Source organism: Luteolibacter flavescens (assembly GCF_025950085.1).
Taxonomy (GTDB): domain Bacteria; phylum Verrucomicrobiota; class Verrucomicrobiia; order Verrucomicrobiales; family Akkermansiaceae; genus Haloferula; species Haloferula flavescens.
The window spans coordinates 219596-237945 of sequence record NZ_JAPDDS010000005.1; the positions used below are offsets into that span (position 1 = coordinate 219596).

Genomic DNA, 18350 nt, shown 5'->3' on the forward strand with positions numbered 1-18350 from the left:
ACTTCGGCCTTGTCCCGGCCGCCGGGCTCCCCTAATTCCCCGTGCGCACATGGACCCGATGCACCTCTACGAACGCCTGTCCCTCCACGGCACCGGCATCGCCCTGGGCATCTGGCTGGTGGTCCTGCATGCCATCATGCTCGCAAAGCCGCAGCCGGTGCAGGGATTCCTGAAGAAATTCCCGCGGAACCAGCAGCTCGGCCAGATCATCCTCGCCATCGGCCTCATCTGGTTCTGGTTCCTAGTGCAGGAGCCCGGCAAGCGCTGGACGCAGTTCCTGGCCATGGACCTCGGCGAGTTCAATGGAGCGAAGCGCATCCTCAAGATCGCCGTGCCGCTGTCCATCATCGCCGTGGGCGTCGCCGTGAAGGAATTCCTCGCGGTGCGTGCGCTCGGCCTGCTCGGTCTCATGGTCGCCGCCCCGCTTTTCGAGGCGGCCTTCCTGAAGGACCCGCAGAGCCGCCTGCTGGTCCCTACCTTCGCGCTCGTGCTGGTCATCGCGTCACTCTACTGGGTGGGCATGCCCTACCTCTTCCGCGACATGGTGACGTGGGCGACCGCCACGCAACGCCGCTGGCAGGCCCTCTGCATCGGCGGCCTGGCCTATGGCGTGGCTGTTCTCGCCTGCGCCTTCCTTTTCTGGAAGGGCTACTGACTTTCTCCGTCCTACTGGAGTCCCGGTTCTCCGGCGGGCTGGTCTCTCCGTTGGAAATGAGGCCGGTCCGGCACTAGAGCCGTGCCGCCGTGCCCGTGGATCTCCAGATGAAAGCCGCCCTTTTCTCCTCCGCCCGTCTCCCGATCGCTCTCGCCGCGCTCGCTTGTCCGCTTGCCGCGCATGCGCAGGACGCCCTGCCCGAGATGACCGTGCTGGCGGAGCGCCGCGGCGGCAGCGTGGCGGATCTCCCGGGCTGGACGCTCGCGGAGTGGACCGCCGGGGATCTCTCCCGCGAGGCACCCCGCACGCTGGACGAGGTGCTGGCCGGTGAGCCTTCCTTCTCGCTCTACCGCCGCCAGACCTCGCTCTTTGGCAATCCCACGTCGGCCGGGGTGAGCCTGCGGAATACCGGGGCCACCGCGGCCTCGCGCACGCTGGTGGTGCTGGATGGCATTCCGCAGAATGACCCCTTCGGCGGCTGGGTCTATTGGGCCCGGCACGATCCCTCGACGCTGGAGTCCGTCCGCATCGTGCCCGCCGCCCGCGCCGCCGTGTGGGGGAATGCGAGCCCCGCGGGCGTGGTGCAGCTCACCAGCCATCCCGCCTTTGAGGAGCGCCACCTGCTGCGCGTCGGAGCGGGGGGGCAGGGTACCTACTCGGCCTCGACCTCGCACACGCTGGTGGCGGATGACGAATCGATGGCCGTCAGCTTCTCCGCCTTCGGCATGCATTCGGATGGCTTCCACGCCTTGCCGTCGTGGCAGCGCGGGACCATCGACCGCCGGCTGGCGATCGACTCCCACGGTGCGGACCTGAAGCTCGCCTGGCGTGCCGCCCCTGGCATCATCGTAGAGCCGATGTTCTCCTGGTACGAGGAGGACCGTAACAACGGCACGCCGCTCGCGGGGAACTCCACCGAGGCGCTCGACTTCGCCCTGCGCGTCACCTCGGAGGAAGAGGGCGGCATCTCCTGGCAGGCGCTGGCCTACCGGCAGCAGCGGCGCTTCCAGTCCATGTTCACCTCGGTGAATGCCACGCGCACCGCGGAGACGCCGTCGCTCGATCAATTCCACGTGCCCGGCGATGGCACCGGTGCGGCCTTCACCCTGCAGTGGGAGCCGGAGGGGCCGTGGTCGCTCACCGCGGGTGCCGATTTCCGCCACGTCGATGGCGCGACGAATGAAGACGCGGGCTTCGTCGCGGGGAGCTTCGTCCGCAGGCGGCAGGCGGGCGGCGAGCAGAGCCTCACCGGTATCTTCGCCGCCGCGGGGTATGAATTCACCGGCTCTACCCGCCTGGATGCCAGCCTGCGCCTCGATGCCTGGGAGCTGGAAGACGGCCGCCGCATCGAGAAGTCCCTCACGAATGGCGCCCTGCTGCGGAAGGACATCCTGCCGGACCGCGATGGCATCGAGCCGTCCTTCGCGCTCGCCCTGTCGCACGATCTCACCGGCGACGTGACGCTCGGCCTCTCCGCCGGGACCAGCTTCCGACTGCCCACGCTGAATGAACTGCACCGGCCCTTCCGCGTGCGGAATGACATCACGGAGGCAAATCCCGCGCTCGATCCGGAGCGCTTCTACAGCATCGAGGGCACGGTGGATTGGCAGGCTGCGAAGGGCGTGAAATTTGACGCCGGCCTCTTCCACCACTGGATCCGCGATGCCATCGCGAATGTCCCGGTGACGGATCCCGCGCTGATCGCCGCGCTCTTCGGCACCATTCCGCCCGGCGGCTCCGGCTCGCAGCGGCAGAATGTGGACGAGGCCCGCGTGCTCGGCATCCAGGCCGGGGCGGAGTGGATGCCGCGCGATGCAGTGACGCTGCGGCTGGATGGCATCTGGAGCGAGACGGAATTCAGCAAGTCCACCCGGCAGCCCCTGCTCGAGGGCCAACCCTTCCCGCAGGCTCCGGACCTCCGCCTCATCGCCTCCGCCGACTGGCGTGCCACCGCCGCGATCACCCTTTCCGCAGGCTACGAATACGGCGCGCACCAGTATGACGACGCCGTCGCGCAACGCCGCATCCCCAGCTACACCAGCGCCCGCATCGGTGCCACCTGGCAGGCCACGGAGCAGGTGATGCTGCACGCCCGCATCGACAATCTCTTCGACCAGGAAATCGCCACCGGCCTCAGCAGCGACGGCCTCCGCACCATCGCCGCCCCCCGCTCCCTCTGGCTGGGAGCCGAGTGGGCCTTCTGAAAAGTGGCTGAGGCATCTTGCCTCAAGCCTCGAGAAGCAGGGTGCAGCACCTATCCTCTAACAGATCCTGCATGGAGGCAGACGCATTGTCTTCGTCAAATATTGTAGCATAGGACCCGCAGCTTCGTCCTCGTGGCATCCATCTCCATTTGGACGTATTGTATCCTCCCGGCTGGCAGGCCTTTTCCCGTCCAGGATTCGGCTGCCGGTCGTCCGCTGCTTACGGAGGAGGACTTGGTGAGCTTCAGCTCCCGAATGAGCCGTTCGGTTTCCTCCGGGGAGCACGTGAATTCGAAGGTGTAGGCCGAGTCATAAAGCGGGCCGTATCCGTCATCGATCACCCATCGCTCGACCTTTGCATCACGGGAGAGCGGCACGCCCGTCACCTGCTCGAATCCTTCCCACGGGCGAGACTTCCAATACAAGACATCGGCAGTATCAATCGACAGGAGCAGCACCGGCAACCCGACCGTGAACCACGACCTCCGCCGCTTCCACACCTTCCAAGATCCGATGCAAGATCCCAGCACGGCCAGTGGCAGCGTGATGATGAGCAGGAAGGGGGCTATGAAAATTCCGCCGATGAAGCCTTCCGCTCCGCCGCTGATCACACTGTCGAGCTTCACCATTTTCTCCAGGATGACCGAGACCCACCCCGCAACGAAGATGATCAGGATCTTCTTGAAGCGATTCCACCTGCGGGTCCTGACGATTGCGGGATCTTCCTTTGGCGGAGTGTCGTGATCGGTCTCGTCGGGGTCCATGGCAGGGTCGCCTTGCTGGTCGGGCGGGCACCGGAGAGAACGTCGCACAGGAGAATTTCTGTCGGCCTGTTATGTCCTTCCGGCTTGGAAGAAGATGTCGCTTCGCTAGCTTCGGCCAAGCAATTGCCTCGCCCGATGCCCAAGTTCGTCCTGCCCGGGGAAACCGGGAAAAGACGGTCTGTCCCGATGCCGGTGTGCTTCGGGCTGACCGTCGTGCCTGCCTTGGTTCTCGGCATTTCATGCCGTCCCTTCACGCAGGAGCACATCGGGCTGGGCCTCGCCTCATTGATTGCGGGAGGATTCATCTGGTGGACCTCCAGCAATTTGCTGACCGGGGTCTATGAGAGCCGCCAAGGAAGCTTCAGCCGCCGCGAAGCGCCGGTCCGCTACTGGCTGCACACCGCATTCATCGCCGCCCTGACGATCCTCATGATTTCATTTCTCGTTCATCAGGCCATGCAGGTCATCTCCATTTCCGGAGCTGATTGGGGAAAGTGAGAGGCGCTATCTGTTAGGAAGTCGGGCGTGAATGGAGGATCGTCCCCCTTTTTCACTCAATATCAATCGTAGGCACCAACCGAAGCCGATCATGATGGTTTGAGAGGTAGTGTGATGCAGGTCAGCTAGGAATGACTTTGGCCGACTGAAGATCGTAGGCTTCTCCCTCGTCGCCGCGAATGATTGCCCCCAAAGCGGTGGCCAGCGCAACCGCTGCTTCCCAGACGGGATGATCGGTCTCTGCAAGTCGGGCGTCGAATGCTGCCGAATTGCCTCTCCATCGGAAGACCAGATGCCACCTGTCTTGATCGGGGAAGAAAACCTCTGCGTCGCCCTCGCTGGCTCTGAGGCGGATCACCTCGCCGGTGGCGGGATTCGTGATGGTTTGTGCATCGGCTGCAAGCAAACGAATGCCTTCTGTCTCGATGACCGCTGCTTGCCAAGCGTCCGATGCAATTTCACTCTCGTCCGCTTTTGCAATGTGAAGGTGATAAGCCATGGGAGGTGGGGTGATGCCTGAAGCTGCGGAGCATGCTATCACGGAACCGGCGTTGGTGCGCCATGCAAACCGAGCGTCCGGTAGGATTCGGCGCCATCACCGGCAACGTCATCTGGAACTCCCTTGCCATCGTCCCTCGTGAGGCAGACCGGTGAGGCCAAGATGGTGGAGCCGAGCGTTCGGGAGGGACGTCTCGAAGGAAAACGAATATCGATACTGACCAGGCTAGTCACCTCGCCGCTCTCCAGCGGACGGCGCGATCTTTCCTCACATAGACCCTCTCCCCGGACACCACGGGACCGAATGCGAGGATCTCGCCGCTGCCGGCATCCCACTCGTCGCGGAAAACGGGGGTGTTTCCTGTTTCCGCCGCCGCTTGGCAAATTTGGTCGAGGGTCTGGTCGTCGGACCACATCCGGGCGAGCCATATGGCCTGATGCTCCACGAGCGCCCGCCTCGAGCCTTTCGACCACTGGACGCCTCCCCAAAATGCCGCCGAGATAATTCCGAAGAGCAAAGCCATCAGGATGAGGAGGCGTTTCATCTGTGGGTTGCGGGTTTCCTGTCGACAGTCTCCGGCGCGGCTCGTCGGAAACCGCTCGGCGAATTCCTACTGGTCGTGGTTCGTGGCTGTCTCAGCCTAGATCACCCACCCTTTTGCTTTTTTGAAATCGAGGAAATTGTAGTTTTGTACGAGGACGCCGAGGAAATCAGAGCATGGCAACAGCTCGTGGTTTGCGCCCATGATCTGAAATCCGAAATCATGGCCAAGAGCCAGGATCAGGTTTGTCCATTCAGGAATCTGTTCCGGAGTCTGCTTGGTCAGGAGGAAGCGCATGTAGAGGCCGGTGACCTGATCCTCATCTAGCGAAAGCCAAACAACGATCTCGTCCTCCATTCCGAACGGGGTCGGCTGAGTTCCGCGAAACATCTGTTTCTCGCTATCCCCCTTCCGGGCAAAGCCTCGATCCATGAACCACTGCCGTAGGGCGGTGGTGAAGACCTGCGGAGCAGCCGAATCAGATGAAGAGAAGGAAAGGGTCGAAACTGAATCGCCGGAGCTTGTGACGGCCCCCTCGACCGTTTCCATGATCGGGCCGACTCCGGGCGCAAACAGGAAGAAAGATGCTTGGTTATATGCCATGGAGGCTGATTTCTGAGTCCTCGGTCTCTATTTGACCAGCCGCTCCGCGAGCTCCCACTGTTCGTGGTAGCGCTTGAAGCTGCGGAGAGCCCATTCGGCTTCGGCGAGGACGACCCAGTGGCCGGCGGCGTCCTTGGCGAGGGCACAGCCGCCGGGGAGATCGTCGGTGGGAGGGAAGGCACCGGTGACGGGCTCGTCGTCCTTCATCAGCCAGCGGATCACCTGCCACGGGCAGTGCTCGACGATGACCTCTGCGCCGTATTCCGACTCGAGGCGATACTTGAGCACTTCGAACTGCAGCGGGCCGATTGCGCCGAGCAGCGAGGCGGAGCCGCCCGCCGTCTCGAAGAGCTGGATGACACCCTCGCGGACGAGTTGGTCCATGCCCGCGCGGAAGCGCTTGGCGGTGGCGGTGCTGCGGCCGCGGATATTGGCAAAGCACTCGGGCGGGAAGACCGGGATCTCGTCAAACTTGATCGAGTTGTCCACGGTCAGCGTGTCGCCGATTTCAAAGGGCTGGTTGCCGACGAGGCCGACGACGTCACCGGCGAAGGCTTCATCGACGATCTCACGTTCCTGGGCAAAGAGCTTCTGGGAATTGGAGAGGCGGATCTGCTTGGCGGCGGAGCCGTGCCAGACCTGCATGTCGCGCTCGAATTTCCCGGAGACGATGCGGATGAAGGCCATGCGGTCCCGGTGCTTCGGGTTCATGTTCGCCTGGATCTTGAAGACGAAGCCGCTGAAGCGCTTGTCCTCCGGCTCGATCATCGTCTCGCCGGACTTCCGGCCGGAGGGCTCCGGGGCCATCGAGAGGAAGCCATCGAGCAGGAGCTGGATGCCGAAGTTGTTCGCCGCCGAGCCGAAGAAGACGGGCGTCAGCTCGCCCTTCAGCACGCGCTCCAGGTCGAAGGGCGCACCGGCGATGTCCAGCAGCTCCATTTCCTCCACGGCCTTGTCCACCAGGTCGCCATCCACGTGCTCGCGCACGGCGGGGTCGGTCAGGCCGAGCACGGAGACGGGCGCGCGGTAGGCACCGGCCTTCGTCTTCTCGAAGAGATTGAGCTGCCCGTCGCGGCGCTGGATCAGGCCGCGGAAGCGCGGGCCGTCGCCGAGCGGCCAGTTCATCGGGTGGGAGGCGATGCCAAGGACGTTCTCGATCTCGTCCACCAGGTCGATCGGCGAGCGGGTCGGGCGGTCGAGCTTGTTGATGAAGGTGAAGATCGGGATGCCGCGGAGGCGGCAGATTTCGAAGAGCTTGCGCGTCCGGGCCTCCACGCCCTTGCCGGCGTCCACCACCATGATCACGGCGTCCACGGCGGTCAGCACGCGGTAGGTGTCTTCCGAGAAGTCCTCGTGACCCGGGGTGTCCAATAGGTTGACGTGGTAGCCGCCGTATTGGAATTGCAGGACGGTGGAGGAAATCGAGATCCCGCGCTGCTTTTCCAGCTCCATCCAGTCGGAGGTGGTCTGGCGGCGGTCGCGGCGCGAGGTCACGGAGCCCGCGAGGTCGATGGCACCCCCGTAGAGGAGGAATTTCTCCGTGAGCGTCGTCTTGCCGGCGTCCGGGTGGGAGATGATGGCGAGCGTGCGGCGGATGGATGACGGATGAGACACAGACACGGCGCGCGGAGCGAAGCACCCCGCGGCACGCCGGGCAACCTCCAAGCGCGACTCGTGAAAGGCGGTGGGAACAACGAAATGGACGAAATTCCGCGAGATTCAGAGAAGATGCCCAAGAGGCTGTAGCCCAATCCTTCTCAGACTTTCGTTCGTTTCGCTCGTTTCGTTGTTCTCCGATCAGAATCCAGTCGCCGGGACTGCGGCCCTTTTTCGTTTGCAAGACGCGGGTCAGCCGCTTGTCTCCGGGCCAATCCCATGCCCGATCCCAAGGCCAAATCGCCGTCCCAGGAGCATCCGCTCGCGAATATCCTGATCAACGTGCTGATCCCGGTGCTGGCCCTCAGCTACCTGAGCAAGGACCCTGCTCTCCAAGTGAAGCTCGGGAAGTCCGTGCAGCCATGGCACATCGGCCCGATGTGGGCGATGATCGTCGCGCTGCTGCCACCGCTCGCCTACGGCATCTGGCACTTCGTGAAGACGCGGAAGGGGAATGTCTTCTCCGCCCTCGGCTTCATCTCCGTGCTGCTCACCGGCGGCCTGACGCTCTATCTGTGGAATGCAGATGGCACGGTGAAGCCGAATGCCGGGCTGCTCTTCGGCATCAAGGAAGGCTCCATCCCGCTGGTGCTGGCCTTCGCCATCCTGACCTCCCACAAGTCGGCGAGCCCGCTGATCCGCGTCTTCCTCTACAATGACTCCATCTTCGATATCCCGAAGATCGAGCAGCGGGTTGCCGAGCGCGGCACGCAGGATGGCTACTCGCGGCTGCTCCTGCAGGCCACGCGCTTCTTTGCCGGGTCCTTCTTCCTGAGCGCTGCGATGAATCTCGGCCTCGCGCTGTGGTTCTTCCGCGGCTTCGACTCCATGGCCCCGGACGCGCTGGAGACCTACAACAGCATCGTGGGCAAGCTCACCGGCTGGAGCTTCGCGGTGATCGGCCTGCCGGTGATGGCGATCCTCTTCGTGATCCTCATGCGCCTGCTGAAGGGCCTGCGCGAGCTGACCGGCATGGATGACAAGGAGCTGATGCTGCCGAGGTAAGGCCGCCTGCGGGCCCGGCCATCCCGGCTTCGCGCAATCCGGAGATTTTTCCCTTGGCCGATCCGGTTAGGGTGAAAAAAGTCGACGGTGCTTGCCTTCCAGACCCTTGCCGCCGGAGCTGCGGATGTCTCGCCCCTCTTCGGGGTGCTCAGCATGGTGCTGCTGCTGGCGGTGCTGATGTCGCTGCTGCTGTCGAAGCTGAAGCAGAATCTCCTGATCGGCTACCTGCTCTGCGGCCTCATCATTGCGAATACGCCGCTGCTGGGCTCCTTCGGCTCGCACGATTCGCCCATGGATGGCGTGGTCGCGCACCTCGCGGAGCTGGGCGTCATCCTGCTGATGTTCACGCTGGGGGTGGAGTTTTCGCTCGGGGAGCTGCGGCATCTCTGGAAGGTCTCGCTGATCGGCGGCGGCATCCAGGTGGGCACCATCTCGCTCGTTGGCGGGACCATCGCGTGGTTCTGCGGGATACGGCCGCAGGCGGAGGTGGTGGTGCTGGCGGTCTCGGTGGCGCTGAGTTCCACCGCCGTCTCCATGAAGTCCTTCCAGGACATGGGACAGTCGAACAATCCCGGGGCCAGGACCGCGCTGGCGATCGCCCTCTTCGATGACATCGTGGTCATCCTCTTCCTGCTCATCCTGCCCGGGCTGTATGGGAAGGGCGAGGGGTCGATGGGCGGGGAAATCGGCATCGCCCTCGGGAAAGGGGTGCTCTTCCTCGGCGGCACGCTTTTGCTCGGGCGCTTCGGCATCACGCCGCTGCTGCACGCCGTGGCGCGCACGCGCAGCCGGGAGCTTTTCACGCTGTCGGTGGTCGCCCTCTGCTCGGGGGTCGCGGTGCTTGGCGCGCTGCTGGGGCTCTCCCCGGCGCTCGGTGCCTTCGCCGCGGGTCTGGTGGTCAGCGAGTCGATCTACCGTCACCGCATCATGGCGGACATCATGCCCTTCAAGGATCTCTTCCTCGCGATCTTCTTCGTCTCCGTGGGGCTCCAGATCGATCTCCAGGGCGTGGCGGCGGACTGGGTGCGCATCGTCGGCTTCAGCATCCTCATCCTCATCGTGAAGGGCACCGTGGCCTTCAATGTCGCGCGCATCTTCAAGCTCCCGCTGCGGCCCGCCCTGCTCACCGGGGCGGCGCTTTCCAGCTCCGGGGAATTCTCGCTCGTCCTGCTGGGGAAGGCCGCCGACTACCGCCCGGCCGACCCCGCCATCCAGCAGCTCCTGCTGAGCTGCGCCGCGCTGACCATGGCCATGGTGCCCATGCTCATGCGCGGCAGCGGCCCGCTCTGCCAGTGGCTGGAGCGCCATGGCCGCCGTGGCGCGAGCCCGCTGCCGTCCGATCCCCTGACGCCGATGCATGCGATCAAGGAGATCAAGGACCACGCCGTCATCTGCGGCTACGGCCCGGTGGGCAAGGCGCTGAATGCCGCGCTGAAGGAAAGCGGCGTGGACACCCTGATCATCGAGCTGAATTCCGATACCGTCCGCGCGCTGAAGGCCGCCGGGCAGCCCGTCCTCTTCGCCGATGCCTCCCACCCCGAGGCGCTGGAGCTGGCAGGCATCGGCCGCGCCCGCATGATCGCCTTCACCTTCCCCTCGGTGGAGCACATCAGCGCGGCGGTCCCCGTCGTGCGCGAGCTGAATCCCGGCATCGTCATCTTTGCCCGCACGAAATTCTCCACGGAAGCCGAGGCGCTGCGCGAGATCACCGTCGAGATCATCCACGACGAGCGCGAGTCCGCGGTGGCGATGATCCGTGCGGCGAAGGAGGTCTACCAGCGCGTCATGCTGTCGCCGGAGGAAGTCCGCGCCATCGCCGAGCGCTGAGAGGCGCTCTGCCCACCAAAGGAAAAAGGCCCGCGGATGGCGGGCCTTTTTCGAAAGTGGTGTTGAAACGTCCGGTGCGGTTCAGTCCACCAGGTTGTCGATGCGCTGGGCGAGCTCGACGTCGGCATCGGTCACGCCGCCGGCATCGTGGGTCGTCAGCTTCAGCGTCACCTTCGTGTAGCTGATGCGGATGTCCGGGTGGTGCTGGGCTTCATCGGAGATGTCGGCCACGCTGTTGACGAAGTCGATGCCGTCCATGAATTCCTCGAATTCAAAGGTGCGGTTGATCGCGTTCTTTTCGTACTCCCACTCGGGGCACTTCTTCAGGGCGGAGGACAGGTCGTCGTCTTCGAGCAGGTCGGACATGGGTAGATCAGGGACGTTTGCGAGGCGAGATTGAGTCGGCGGTTTCGCGGTTGGCAAGAGAGTTTGCGGTGGAATTTTCGGTTCTGCCCGTGTTTGCACGCAAGCTCCGGCGGGTGTATGGCATTTGGCATGAAACTCGTGCTCGCTGCCGCACTTTCCGTGCTGGTTTTCGCCTCCTGCGTGCCGTCCACGCCCGCGGCCCGCATCGCCGCCCAGCCGGGGATGTATGACCGACTCCCGGCGAAGCACCAGGAACTCGTCAGCCGTGGCGAACTCGCGAAGGGCATGAGCACCGACGCCGTCTATCTCGCATGGGGCCGCGCCAGCCGCGAATACGAGGGCAGCGAAAACGGTGCATCCACCCTGCGCTGGGACTATGCCGGGTCCACGCCGGTGTATTCGAATTCCTTCTACAGCGGCTGGGGATACGGTATGGGCTACGGTCGCTATGGCCGGTATGGCTATCCCTACTCCACCTACGGACTCGGCCAGGAGATCACCTACGTGCCGTATCGCCGTGCCTCGGTGCTCTTCAGCAATGGCCGCGTGAAATCCTGGGAGCGTTCGCGCACGAACTACTGATCCGGACGCAAAAAACCGCGGCCGCCACGGGGCAGCCACGGTTTTGAAAGGAAGGTCCGGCCTCGTGATCCGGGCCGGTAGGAGTCATCAGAACTCCCACATCTTGCCCTTCTGCGCGTCGCTGAAGACCTGCGGGCTCATCATGTAGGAAGTCGGCGGGTTTGGCAGCGCGCTGTCATCCAGCGTCGGCAGGGTCTTGCCGATGGTTTCGTCCCACGGCTGGCTGCGGGAGATGTCGATGGGCGTGCCGACCTTCACGAGGTTGAAGATCTTGCGGGCGGAATTCAGCGGCAGGCGCACGCAGCCGTGGGTGGAGGGGTAGGGCTTCACGAAGCCCCAGTGCATGCCGTAGGCCGGGCTGTAGAACTCCATCCAGTAGGTCATCGGGTAGCCGGCACCCGGGCTGCTGGCGCGGCGGCGCTCGGCCTTCTTCGCGCGGATGGGGAAGGTGCCGTGCGGCGTGGGGGTGGAGGCCGTGCCGACGCAGATGGGCGTGGCGAGCAGCACGTCGTCACCCTGCACCACGTAGAGACGCTGCGCGCCGGTGCTCATCTTCACGCGGATCGCGCCGCTCCCGGTCGGCTGCTTCACCGGCGGGTCGAATTTGAAGGACGTCTGTGGGCCGCTCGGCTTGATGGTGGTGCAGGAGCTCAGCGCGAGTGCCGCCCCCGCAAATGCGAAGAGGGCGAGGGAACGGAAACCTGGGAACTTCATGGGTAAATGAAATGTGGGATGATAGGGCTGGCTGATCGAGACGGGACTTGCCCGCATGAAAGGCAATCCAAGGGGAGATGCAAACGGGATTTTTCCGTCGTGCGCCTTGCGACCCGGCTTCCCGGCTCATGGCGCGACCAGCAGCTTCACCGCGAGCGCGGCGAGCGCGAAGCCGAAGACGCCATCGATCCACCGTGCCGATCTCTCGTAGCGCGAGCGCAGCGGCCGCCACTGGAGCAGCCACGACCAGAGGGCCCACAGCGTGCCACCCTGAACGATCACCAGGATGGCGATTGCAAAAGGCCACCATGACGGATGCGGTCCGGTCAGGAAGGGCGCGCACGTCGCCGCGAGGAAAATCACCGCTTTCGGATTCAGCAGATTGCAGATGAAGCCGCGCACGTACGGGCCGCGTCTTGCGGGCACGGCGACGACTTCCCCGCCTGCCGCGGGCGTGGCGAAAGCGGAGCGCAGCAGGCACCACGCGAGCCACAGCAGATACGCCGCCGCTGACCATGAGATCGCCTGGCGGATGCCCGGGCTCTGCTCGAAGGCGACTGCCAGCCCGCCCACGGCGACGGACGTGTGGATGCAGAGGCCGGTGGCGATTCCCAGCCCCATGAGGGCACCGGCCTTCGCGCCATCCGCCAGCGCCGTCCGGGTGATGAGGATCATGTCCGGCCCGGGGCTGAATTGGCCCAGCGCCATCAGGCCGGAGAAGGCGGCGAGTTCGAGCGCGAGATTCACTTGCTCGCGCCGGGCTGGTTGCTCATGCGCGGATGATGGGAAGCCGGGGCGGCCCGCGCAACCGAGATTCCGTCAGTCCGTAATGGCCGCCTTCGGGATCTTCTTCTTCTGCTCCCGCAGCGCGCGGATGATGGCCGGCGCGGCGGTCACGCGCAGGCGGATGCGGTCGCCCTCGTCGCGCGCCCATTTCAGGTGCAGGTCCACGGTGCGGCCCTTCACTTCCACGGGGAAGACGGCCTGCCGCTCCTCATTCGGCGGATGGTAGTCGATCCGCTCCAGCAGCGAGAGCATCTGCTTGTCCTCGAATCCACTGTCCACGATCTCGCGGATGCGCTCGAAGACGAAGGGCAGATACTCCGTGGAAGTGCGGATCAGCAGCGTGCGCCGCGTCGCCCATGCTTTCTCCAGCTCGTCCAGGATTTCCTCCGATGTCGCCTCGCCCTGGCGCTCGTAGCGCTCCAGCCATCGCCGCCGCCAGATCCACGCTGCCAGCAGGCCGATGGGCCAAGTCACGGCCACCATCCAGATGATCAGCTTGGAGATCGCGGCGGAGTCAAACGAAGGCATCACCCGTGACGGTAGCCGATGCCGGGCGGATGGGAAGGACGCAGTCTTTCATCGCTCCTGAAGTCACAGGCGGAAAATGAAAAGGCTGCCGGAGCACGAAGCCCCGGCAGCCATTCTCAATCGATCGGTGACAATCGGGTCACTTCACCGCGTGCAGGCGGACGAAGAGCTTGCCCGTGGTGCTGAGGCTCTTCGGAACGGTCACCACGACCGTGTCGAGACCGGCCGTCGGGGAGTCTTCCGTGACGTCCACCGCGGGCAGGGCATCGCCCGCGCCGATGGTGGCGAAGTCATTCCACGTTCCCAGGTCCGAGGACCACTGGACCTTCAGCGTCACATCGTTTTCCGAGGCATCGCTGCGGCGGAAGGTGAGCACCAGGCTGTCTGCGGTCACCGCATGGGTTGGCAGGATGGAGCGGTCGCTCGCACCGGCTCCGACGGGCACGCCGCCCAGGACGTATTCCATCAGGTTGCTGATGCCGTCGCCATCCGGGTCCTGGTCCACGCCGTCATCCACGCCTGCGGTGAAGGGATAGCCCGCCGCCCAGGTGCCGTAGCCCGAAGGCTCCGCACCCACGCGGATGCTGCCCGTGCCGGTGATGAAGCCCGGCTCGTTGCTGGCATTGTAGACGCCGTCGGGACGGAACTCGCCGTTGATGATGAGCGAGCCCACCCGGTCCGTGCCGCTGAAGTTCAGGTTCAGAACTCCCCCCGTGGAGATGCCGACCGCCGCGGTATCGGAGAGCGATGCCTGGTTCAGCGACAGCACGCCTTGGTTGACGAGGGTGGCACCGGAGTAGGTGCTTGCTCCGTTGAGCGTCCACGTGCCGGTGCCGTTCTTGGAGACCGGGAGGTTGGCGGTGGAGCCGTTGGCGATCACGCCGTTGATCACGCCGTTGCCGGCACCTGCCAGCGTCAGCGCGCGGTTGGAGGCATTCGACGTCAGCAGCGGCGTGTTCAGCGTGAGCGTGCCGCTGTCCGAGTAGAGCGTGGTGCCGCCGTTGCCGGTCCGCATCGTCACCTGCGTGGTCGCGTTCAGCGTGTTGTCGCCGGAGTAGTTGCGGATGGCTCCCGAGGTCTGGTCCATGCCCATGCCGGAGACCTGGATGGTCGCCACGGTGGCGGAGATGCCGCCGGTCAGGCGGAGCTCCGGGGTGCGGGCCTGCGCGTCGTCACCGGCGACGATCACCGTCTTGGCCGGGTCGCCGAGGGCATTGCCGTGGGCCAGCACGAGGGTGCCATCATCCACCGTCACGTTTCCGGTGAAGGTGTTGTCGCCGGAGAGCGTCCACAGGCTGTTGTTCGCCTTGGTCAGGCTGAGCGTGTTGAGGCCGTTGCCGATGCTGCCGGTCACCTCGCTGTTCAGGCCGGTGCCGCCGAGCGTCAGGCCCTTGGCGAAGTTGCCCGCCGTGATGCTCACCGGTCCACCCACCGAGATGTTCGCGGTGGTGGGATTCAGGATGGTGGCGCCAGCCGCTTCAGCCGTCAGGGACAGGCCGGAGAAGACCACGCGCGGATCACCGCCGGTCACATTCGCGCCTGCGGCCACATTCAGCGTCACCGCTGCGAGATCGGCCTGGCCGAGCGTGTGGTGGATGCCTGCACCCGGTGCCGCCATGTTCGCGAGGATCCTGCCGGAGGCCGCCGCACCGATGGTGACGGGATACGGCGAGACGCTGGAGCTCGTCGCGAGATCGAGCACGCCGGCCGTGCCCGTGAATCGCACGGGAGCGCCGGTGCCGCCGAGGGCCGTGGTGGACTTCACTTCCAGCGTGCCGTCGGCGATGACCTTTTCCCCGGCGAAGTCGCTGGCTCCGCTGAGCGTCAGCTTGCCCGGGCCGGTCTTCGTGAGCGAGCCGGGGCCCGTCACCTGACCGCTGAAGGCGAGCGCCGCATCCGCCGCCGACACGTTGACCGTGCCGGAGCCTTCGAGGGTGAAGCCGCGGTCGGTCGTGGCGATGTTCGCCGCGCTGTAAAGCAGGGTGCCGCCGGTGAAGACGATGTTGCCCGGTGCCGCGGAGGACTTGCCGAGCGGACCTGCCACGCCGCCGTTGTTGATCGAGGTGATCTCCAGCACGCCGCCGGTCTCGCCATTGAAGCCCGGCCTGTTCCCTCCCAGCGTTAGCACGCCGTTCCAGTCGCTCGCGGTGTTCGAGAAGTAGACCGGTCCGGAGTCGCGGTTGATGAAGACATTGCCGGTGCCGGTGATCGGACCGTCGATGGTGAGCTTCTTCGACCAGCCTGCGGTGAAGTAGGCTTCACCGGTGATCGCGATGCCGCGGTTCGCGCTGATCACGGTGTTCGTGTCCTGGTTCTTCAGGCCGCCGTGATCGAGGCGGATGGCATTCGGGATGAGGTCGGCGGGCACCTCGCCGAGCGTGGTGTCAGCAGGCACGCGGAGCACGCCGCCTTCCGTGACGCTCACGCCGCCGGTGTGGAGGTTCACGGTCGCCGCATTCAGGATGGGGCTACCGCCGACGATGGCCAGCGATCCCGCGCCGCTGAGGACATTCGAGATGGTCGGCGTCTCCGAGCGCTTCACCGCGAAAGTGGCACCTGCGGCGATGCTGACGGGCAGCGTGCCGAGCGAGCCGGTCGTGCCGCCGTCACCGATCTGGAGCGTGCCGCCGCTGACGACCACGGTGCCTGTGAAGGCGTCGCTGTTCGCGGTCAGTGCGGCGGTTCCGGGACCGCTGTTTTCCAGCGTGCCCGCACCGGTGATGGTGTTGCCCACCACGGCGTAGCCGCCGCGGGCGAATTTCAGCGTGGCGCCTGCGGCCACCTGCACCGCACCGGTGCCGAGGCTGCCCGTCAGGCCACCATTGCCCACCTGCAGCGTGCCGCCGAGGATGTCGGTCGCGCCGGTGTAGCTGTTGTCCGTGGCGATGATGGTGGTGCCGGTGCCGTTCTTCGTCAGCTTCGTCGGGCCGGTGATGGCACCGGTGCCGGTGAGCGTGAAGGTGGGCACGGTGACGCCGTGGTCGAAGACGACGTCCTTCGGCGTGACGGTCGAGTTCAGCACGATGGACGAGCCGCTCGCGGTGTCATTGAAGGTGACGGAGTCCAGATCGTAGAAATTCTGGGCACCCGCATTCGCGAAGTTGGACGCACTGGCGATGTCCCATACGCTGCCAAACGTGCCCGTCCAAGTCAGCGGCAGCGGCAGCGCGGCGGACGAGATGGTGATCGCGCTGTCAGTGCCGGTGCCGTAGTCCACCACCGGAGCCATGCGGCTGTTTTGCAGCGCGGCGGGGATGTTGATGACGGGCGTGCCGGTCAGCGTGCCGTGGTAGCGGACCAGCTCCTTGTTTCCGGTGAAGGTCACGTCCTCGACCGCGGTGAGCTCGATGGTGCCGCCGGTGCTGGTGAAGTCCCCGCTGGCGGTGAGCTTCGCCGGAGAAGTGCCGCCGATGTCCATGTGCAGCGGGCCCGCGGCGTGGGTCACATTGCCTGCGCCCACCTCGGACTTCAGGCGCACGGGGCCTTCGTTGAAGGAGAAGTTCGCCGTGGAATTCGAGCGGGAAAGCACCAGCGTGCCCTCGCCCGTTTTCACCACGGAGCCGTTCTCGATGGACGGGCCGTTGTTCGTGCCGTTTTCGGTCGCAGGACGGATTTCCAGCGTGCCTCCATTCACGGCGAAGGCACGGGAAGCACCCTGCAGGTCGAGGATGCGCGCTCCGGCATTGTTCACCGTCTCAAAGCGGCTGGCACCGGTGGAGACGAGGTCGCCCGAGAGGTTGACCCTGCTGGTGGTCGTGTTGCCGCCGTTCGCACCCGGGTTGCCATACTCGATCTTTGCGTTGTTCAGGGTGAGTCCGCCCGCTCCCACGTTCGCGATGGAAGTCTCCGGCGGCGTGCCGTTGCCGACGAATTGCAGCGTGCCGTTCGCGATGGACAGGCTGTTGGTCGTGAAGGTGTGCGCCGAGTTGATCTGGTGCGTGCCCGAGGTGATCGAGGTCGCTCCGGTCACGGTGAAGCCGGACACGCTGGAGATGATCGGCGAGCCGATGGTCAGCGAGGCGATCGTTTCCGCGCGGTTCGCCGTGAAGCCGATGGCACCGCCGGTGACGGTGATGCTGGAGGTGTCGGCGATCTGCTCGGCCTGGTTGACGGTCAGCGTTCCGGTGCCGGCGACGGTGATGTTGCCGTTCACCGCGAGTGCGCCGGTCTTGTCGAGCACGAGCGCGCCCTGGTTCACCGTGATGTTGCCGGTGTGGGTGTTCGCGCCGGCGCCTGCGAGGATCAGGTTGCTCGCGCCGGTCTTGGTGAGGTTCGCGCTGCCGGACATCACGCCGGTCATGCGGTAGTGGACCAGGCTGGTGTTATTGGCGTCCTGGTTGTTCGTGATGGTGTGGGCGGTGCCCACCCAGCCGACGTTCGAGGCGATTTCCCAGGTGCCGGGCGCGGTGTTCGAGCCGCTGCCGGTCATCAGGTTCGAGGTGTTCCGGAACTCGATGTCGCGGGACAGGGCGAAGCTGCCGGAGTTCTTGGAAAGGATCAGCAGCGCCGAGTTGTTGACGGTGATCTTTCCGGCTCCGTTCGCCTTGGCCATCGTCAGCGGCAGCGAGCCGCCGGCATTCAGCTTCAGGGAGCCTTCGTTGACATTGATGTTCCCCACGCCCGTCACGGTCAGGGCGCCCATGGTGAGCTGGCCGGTGCCGGATTTGTTGAGGTCGGCATTCAGGGCCAGCGTGCCGATCACATTGCCGCTGCCGACGTCGTTGATGGCGATGCCGCGGTCCTCCGCATGCGTGCCTGCCGCGCCGCCCACCTGCCAGGTTTGCTCGTTGGCGATCACGGTATTCCCGCGGAAGCGGGTGCCGATACCGGTGGTGAAATTTCCGCTCGCGGTGACGCCGCCCTTGATGGTCAGCGTGTTCGCCGCATTGGTCTGCACCGTGAAGCCGGTGATGCGGTTGCCGGTGTTGCCGATCAGGATGGAGCCCACCGAGTGGCTGCCGTCATTGAGCGTCAGGCCCGCGACCGTGGTGTCGTTGACGATGATGTTGGCGTCGGCGGCAGGCAGGGCCGCCGGATTCCAGTTGCTGGCCGTGGACCAGTTTGCGTTTGCGCCGAGCCAAGTGGATTGGGCGGAGGCGGAGAGCGGGATGGTCGTCATGGG

At 65.1% G+C, this 18350-nt stretch carries 16 protein-coding genes; 6 read left to right on the forward strand and 10 right to left on the reverse strand.

Annotation, left to right across the window (positions count from 1 at the left end; all coding sequences use genetic code 11):
- The first annotated feature begins 49 nt into the window (after positions 1-49).
- Positions 50-655 carry a hypothetical protein gene (locus OKA04_RS10885; RefSeq protein ID WP_264501188.1) on the forward strand — a complete coding sequence of 202 codons (606 nt, stop codon included), beginning with the start codon at positions 50-52 and terminating at the stop codon, positions 653-655.
- A 107-nt stretch (positions 656-762) separates the two neighbouring features.
- Positions 763-2859, forward strand: coding sequence for a TonB-dependent receptor (locus tag OKA04_RS10890; protein ID WP_264501189.1), 2097 nt, complete (start codon positions 763-765; stop codon positions 2857-2859).
- Between the two features lie 95 nt (positions 2860-2954).
- On the opposite strand, the gene OKA04_RS10895 is transcribed toward OKA04_RS10890, so the two are convergent.
- Positions 2955-3623 carry a hypothetical protein gene (locus tag OKA04_RS10895; protein WP_264501190.1) on the reverse strand — a complete coding sequence of 223 codons (669 nt, stop codon included), beginning with the start codon at positions 3621-3623 and terminating at the stop codon, positions 2955-2957.
- Here OKA04_RS10895 and OKA04_RS10900 point away from each other — a divergent pair.
- Positions 3600-4121: a hypothetical protein gene (locus OKA04_RS10900; RefSeq protein WP_264501191.1), complete on the forward strand. Its 522-nt coding sequence runs from the start codon at positions 3600-3602 to the stop codon at positions 4119-4121. The genes OKA04_RS10895 and OKA04_RS10900 overlap by 24 nt on opposite strands.
- A gap of 121 nt (positions 4122-4242) precedes the next feature.
- Here OKA04_RS10900 and OKA04_RS10905 read toward each other — a convergent pair whose 3' ends face one another.
- The 4 genes from OKA04_RS10905 to OKA04_RS10920 form a co-directional block, all read right to left on the reverse strand.
- Positions 4243-4620: a hypothetical protein gene (locus tag OKA04_RS10905; RefSeq protein ID WP_264501192.1), complete on the reverse strand. Its 378-nt coding sequence runs from the start codon at positions 4618-4620 to the stop codon at positions 4243-4245.
- 229 nt (positions 4621-4849) lie between these two features.
- A complete protein-coding gene (locus OKA04_RS10910) occupies positions 4850-5164 on the reverse strand; it encodes a hypothetical protein (protein WP_264501193.1) in 315 nt (104 codons plus the stop codon).
- 96 nt (positions 5165-5260) lie between these two features.
- On the reverse strand, positions 5261-5764 hold the full coding sequence (locus tag OKA04_RS10915; RefSeq protein ID WP_264501194.1) for a hypothetical protein: 504 nt from the start codon (positions 5762-5764) through the stop codon (positions 5261-5263).
- A gap of 27 nt (positions 5765-5791) precedes the next feature.
- Positions 5792-7384: a peptide chain release factor 3 gene (locus tag OKA04_RS10920; protein WP_264501195.1), complete on the reverse strand. Its 1593-nt coding sequence runs from the start codon at positions 7382-7384 to the stop codon at positions 5792-5794.
- A 255-nt stretch (positions 7385-7639) separates the two neighbouring features.
- On the opposite strand from OKA04_RS10920, the gene OKA04_RS10925 reads away from it, so the two are divergent.
- Positions 7640-8425, forward strand: coding sequence for a VC0807 family protein (locus OKA04_RS10925; RefSeq protein WP_264501196.1), 786 nt, complete (start codon positions 7640-7642; stop codon positions 8423-8425).
- An 87-nt stretch (positions 8426-8512) separates the two neighbouring features.
- Positions 8513-10252 carry a cation:proton antiporter gene (locus tag OKA04_RS10930; protein ID WP_264501197.1) on the forward strand — a complete coding sequence of 580 codons (1740 nt, stop codon included), beginning with the start codon at positions 8513-8515 and terminating at the stop codon, positions 10250-10252.
- An 81-nt stretch (positions 10253-10333) separates the two neighbouring features.
- Here OKA04_RS10930 and OKA04_RS10935 read toward each other — a convergent pair whose 3' ends face one another.
- Positions 10334-10618 (reverse strand): 4a-hydroxytetrahydrobiopterin dehydratase, encoded by a 285-nt coding sequence (locus OKA04_RS10935; RefSeq protein WP_264501198.1) that lies wholly within the window; start codon positions 10616-10618, stop codon positions 10334-10336.
- A gap of 129 nt (positions 10619-10747) precedes the next feature.
- Between OKA04_RS10935 and OKA04_RS10940 the strand changes: the two genes are divergently transcribed.
- Positions 10748-11200 carry a hypothetical protein gene (locus OKA04_RS10940; RefSeq protein ID WP_264501199.1) on the forward strand — a complete coding sequence of 151 codons (453 nt, stop codon included), beginning with the start codon at positions 10748-10750 and terminating at the stop codon, positions 11198-11200.
- An 87-nt stretch (positions 11201-11287) separates the two neighbouring features.
- Here OKA04_RS10940 and OKA04_RS10945 read toward each other — a convergent pair whose 3' ends face one another.
- From OKA04_RS10945 to OKA04_RS10960, 4 genes are all read right to left on the reverse strand, one after another.
- On the reverse strand, positions 11288-11914 hold the full coding sequence (locus OKA04_RS10945; RefSeq protein ID WP_264501200.1) for a L,D-transpeptidase: 627 nt from the start codon (positions 11912-11914) through the stop codon (positions 11288-11290).
- A gap of 126 nt (positions 11915-12040) precedes the next feature.
- The gene (locus tag OKA04_RS10950) at positions 12041-12661 is read right to left on the reverse strand and encodes a LysE family translocator (protein WP_264501201.1); all 621 of its coding nucleotides are present in this window, start codon (positions 12659-12661) and stop codon (positions 12041-12043) included.
- 72 nt (positions 12662-12733) lie between these two features.
- Complete coding sequence (locus OKA04_RS10955) at positions 12734-13228, reverse strand: hypothetical protein (protein WP_264501202.1); 495 nt, start codon at positions 13226-13228, stop codon at positions 12734-12736.
- Between the two features lie 139 nt (positions 13229-13367).
- The gene (locus OKA04_RS10960) at positions 13368-18347 is read right to left on the reverse strand and encodes a beta strand repeat-containing protein (RefSeq protein WP_264501203.1); all 4980 of its coding nucleotides are present in this window, start codon (positions 18345-18347) and stop codon (positions 13368-13370) included.
- Between the last annotated feature and the right edge of the window lie 3 nt (positions 18348-18350).

Bases quoted from the DNA above. Each gene is read 5' to 3' on its own strand.
- OKA04_RS10885 (WP_264501188.1), top strand. From the start codon at position 50: ATGGACCCGATGCACCTCTACGAACGCCTGTCCCTCCACGGCACCGGC.
- OKA04_RS10890 (WP_264501189.1), top strand. From the start codon at position 763: ATGAAAGCCGCCCTTTTCTCCTCCGCCCGTCTCCCGATCGCTCTCGCC.
- OKA04_RS10895 (WP_264501190.1), bottom strand. From the start codon at position 3,623: ATGGACCCCGACGAGACCGATCACGACACTCCGCCAAAGGAAGATCCC.
- OKA04_RS10905 (WP_264501192.1), bottom strand. From the start codon at position 4,620: ATGGCTTATCACCTTCACATTGCAAAAGCGGACGAGAGTGAAATTGCA.
- OKA04_RS10910 (WP_264501193.1), bottom strand. From the start codon at position 5,164: ATGAAACGCCTCCTCATCCTGATGGCTTTGCTCTTCGGAATTATCTCG.
- OKA04_RS10915 (WP_264501194.1), bottom strand. From the start codon at position 5,764: ATGGCATATAACCAAGCATCTTTCTTCCTGTTTGCGCCCGGAGTCGGC.
- OKA04_RS10925 (WP_264501196.1), top strand. From the start codon at position 7,640: ATGCCCGATCCCAAGGCCAAATCGCCGTCCCAGGAGCATCCGCTCGCG.
- OKA04_RS10935 (WP_264501198.1), bottom strand. From the start codon at position 10,618: ATGTCCGACCTGCTCGAAGACGACGACCTGTCCTCCGCCCTGAAGAAG.
- OKA04_RS10940 (WP_264501199.1), top strand. From the start codon at position 10,748: ATGAAACTCGTGCTCGCTGCCGCACTTTCCGTGCTGGTTTTCGCCTCC.
- OKA04_RS10945 (WP_264501200.1), bottom strand. From the start codon at position 11,914: ATGAAGTTCCCAGGTTTCCGTTCCCTCGCCCTCTTCGCATTTGCGGGG.
- OKA04_RS10955 (WP_264501202.1), bottom strand. From the start codon at position 13,228: ATGCCTTCGTTTGACTCCGCCGCGATCTCCAAGCTGATCATCTGGATG.
- OKA04_RS10960 (WP_264501203.1), bottom strand. From the start codon at position 18,347: ATGACGACCATCCCGCTCTCCGCCTCCGCCCAATCCACTTGGCTCGGC.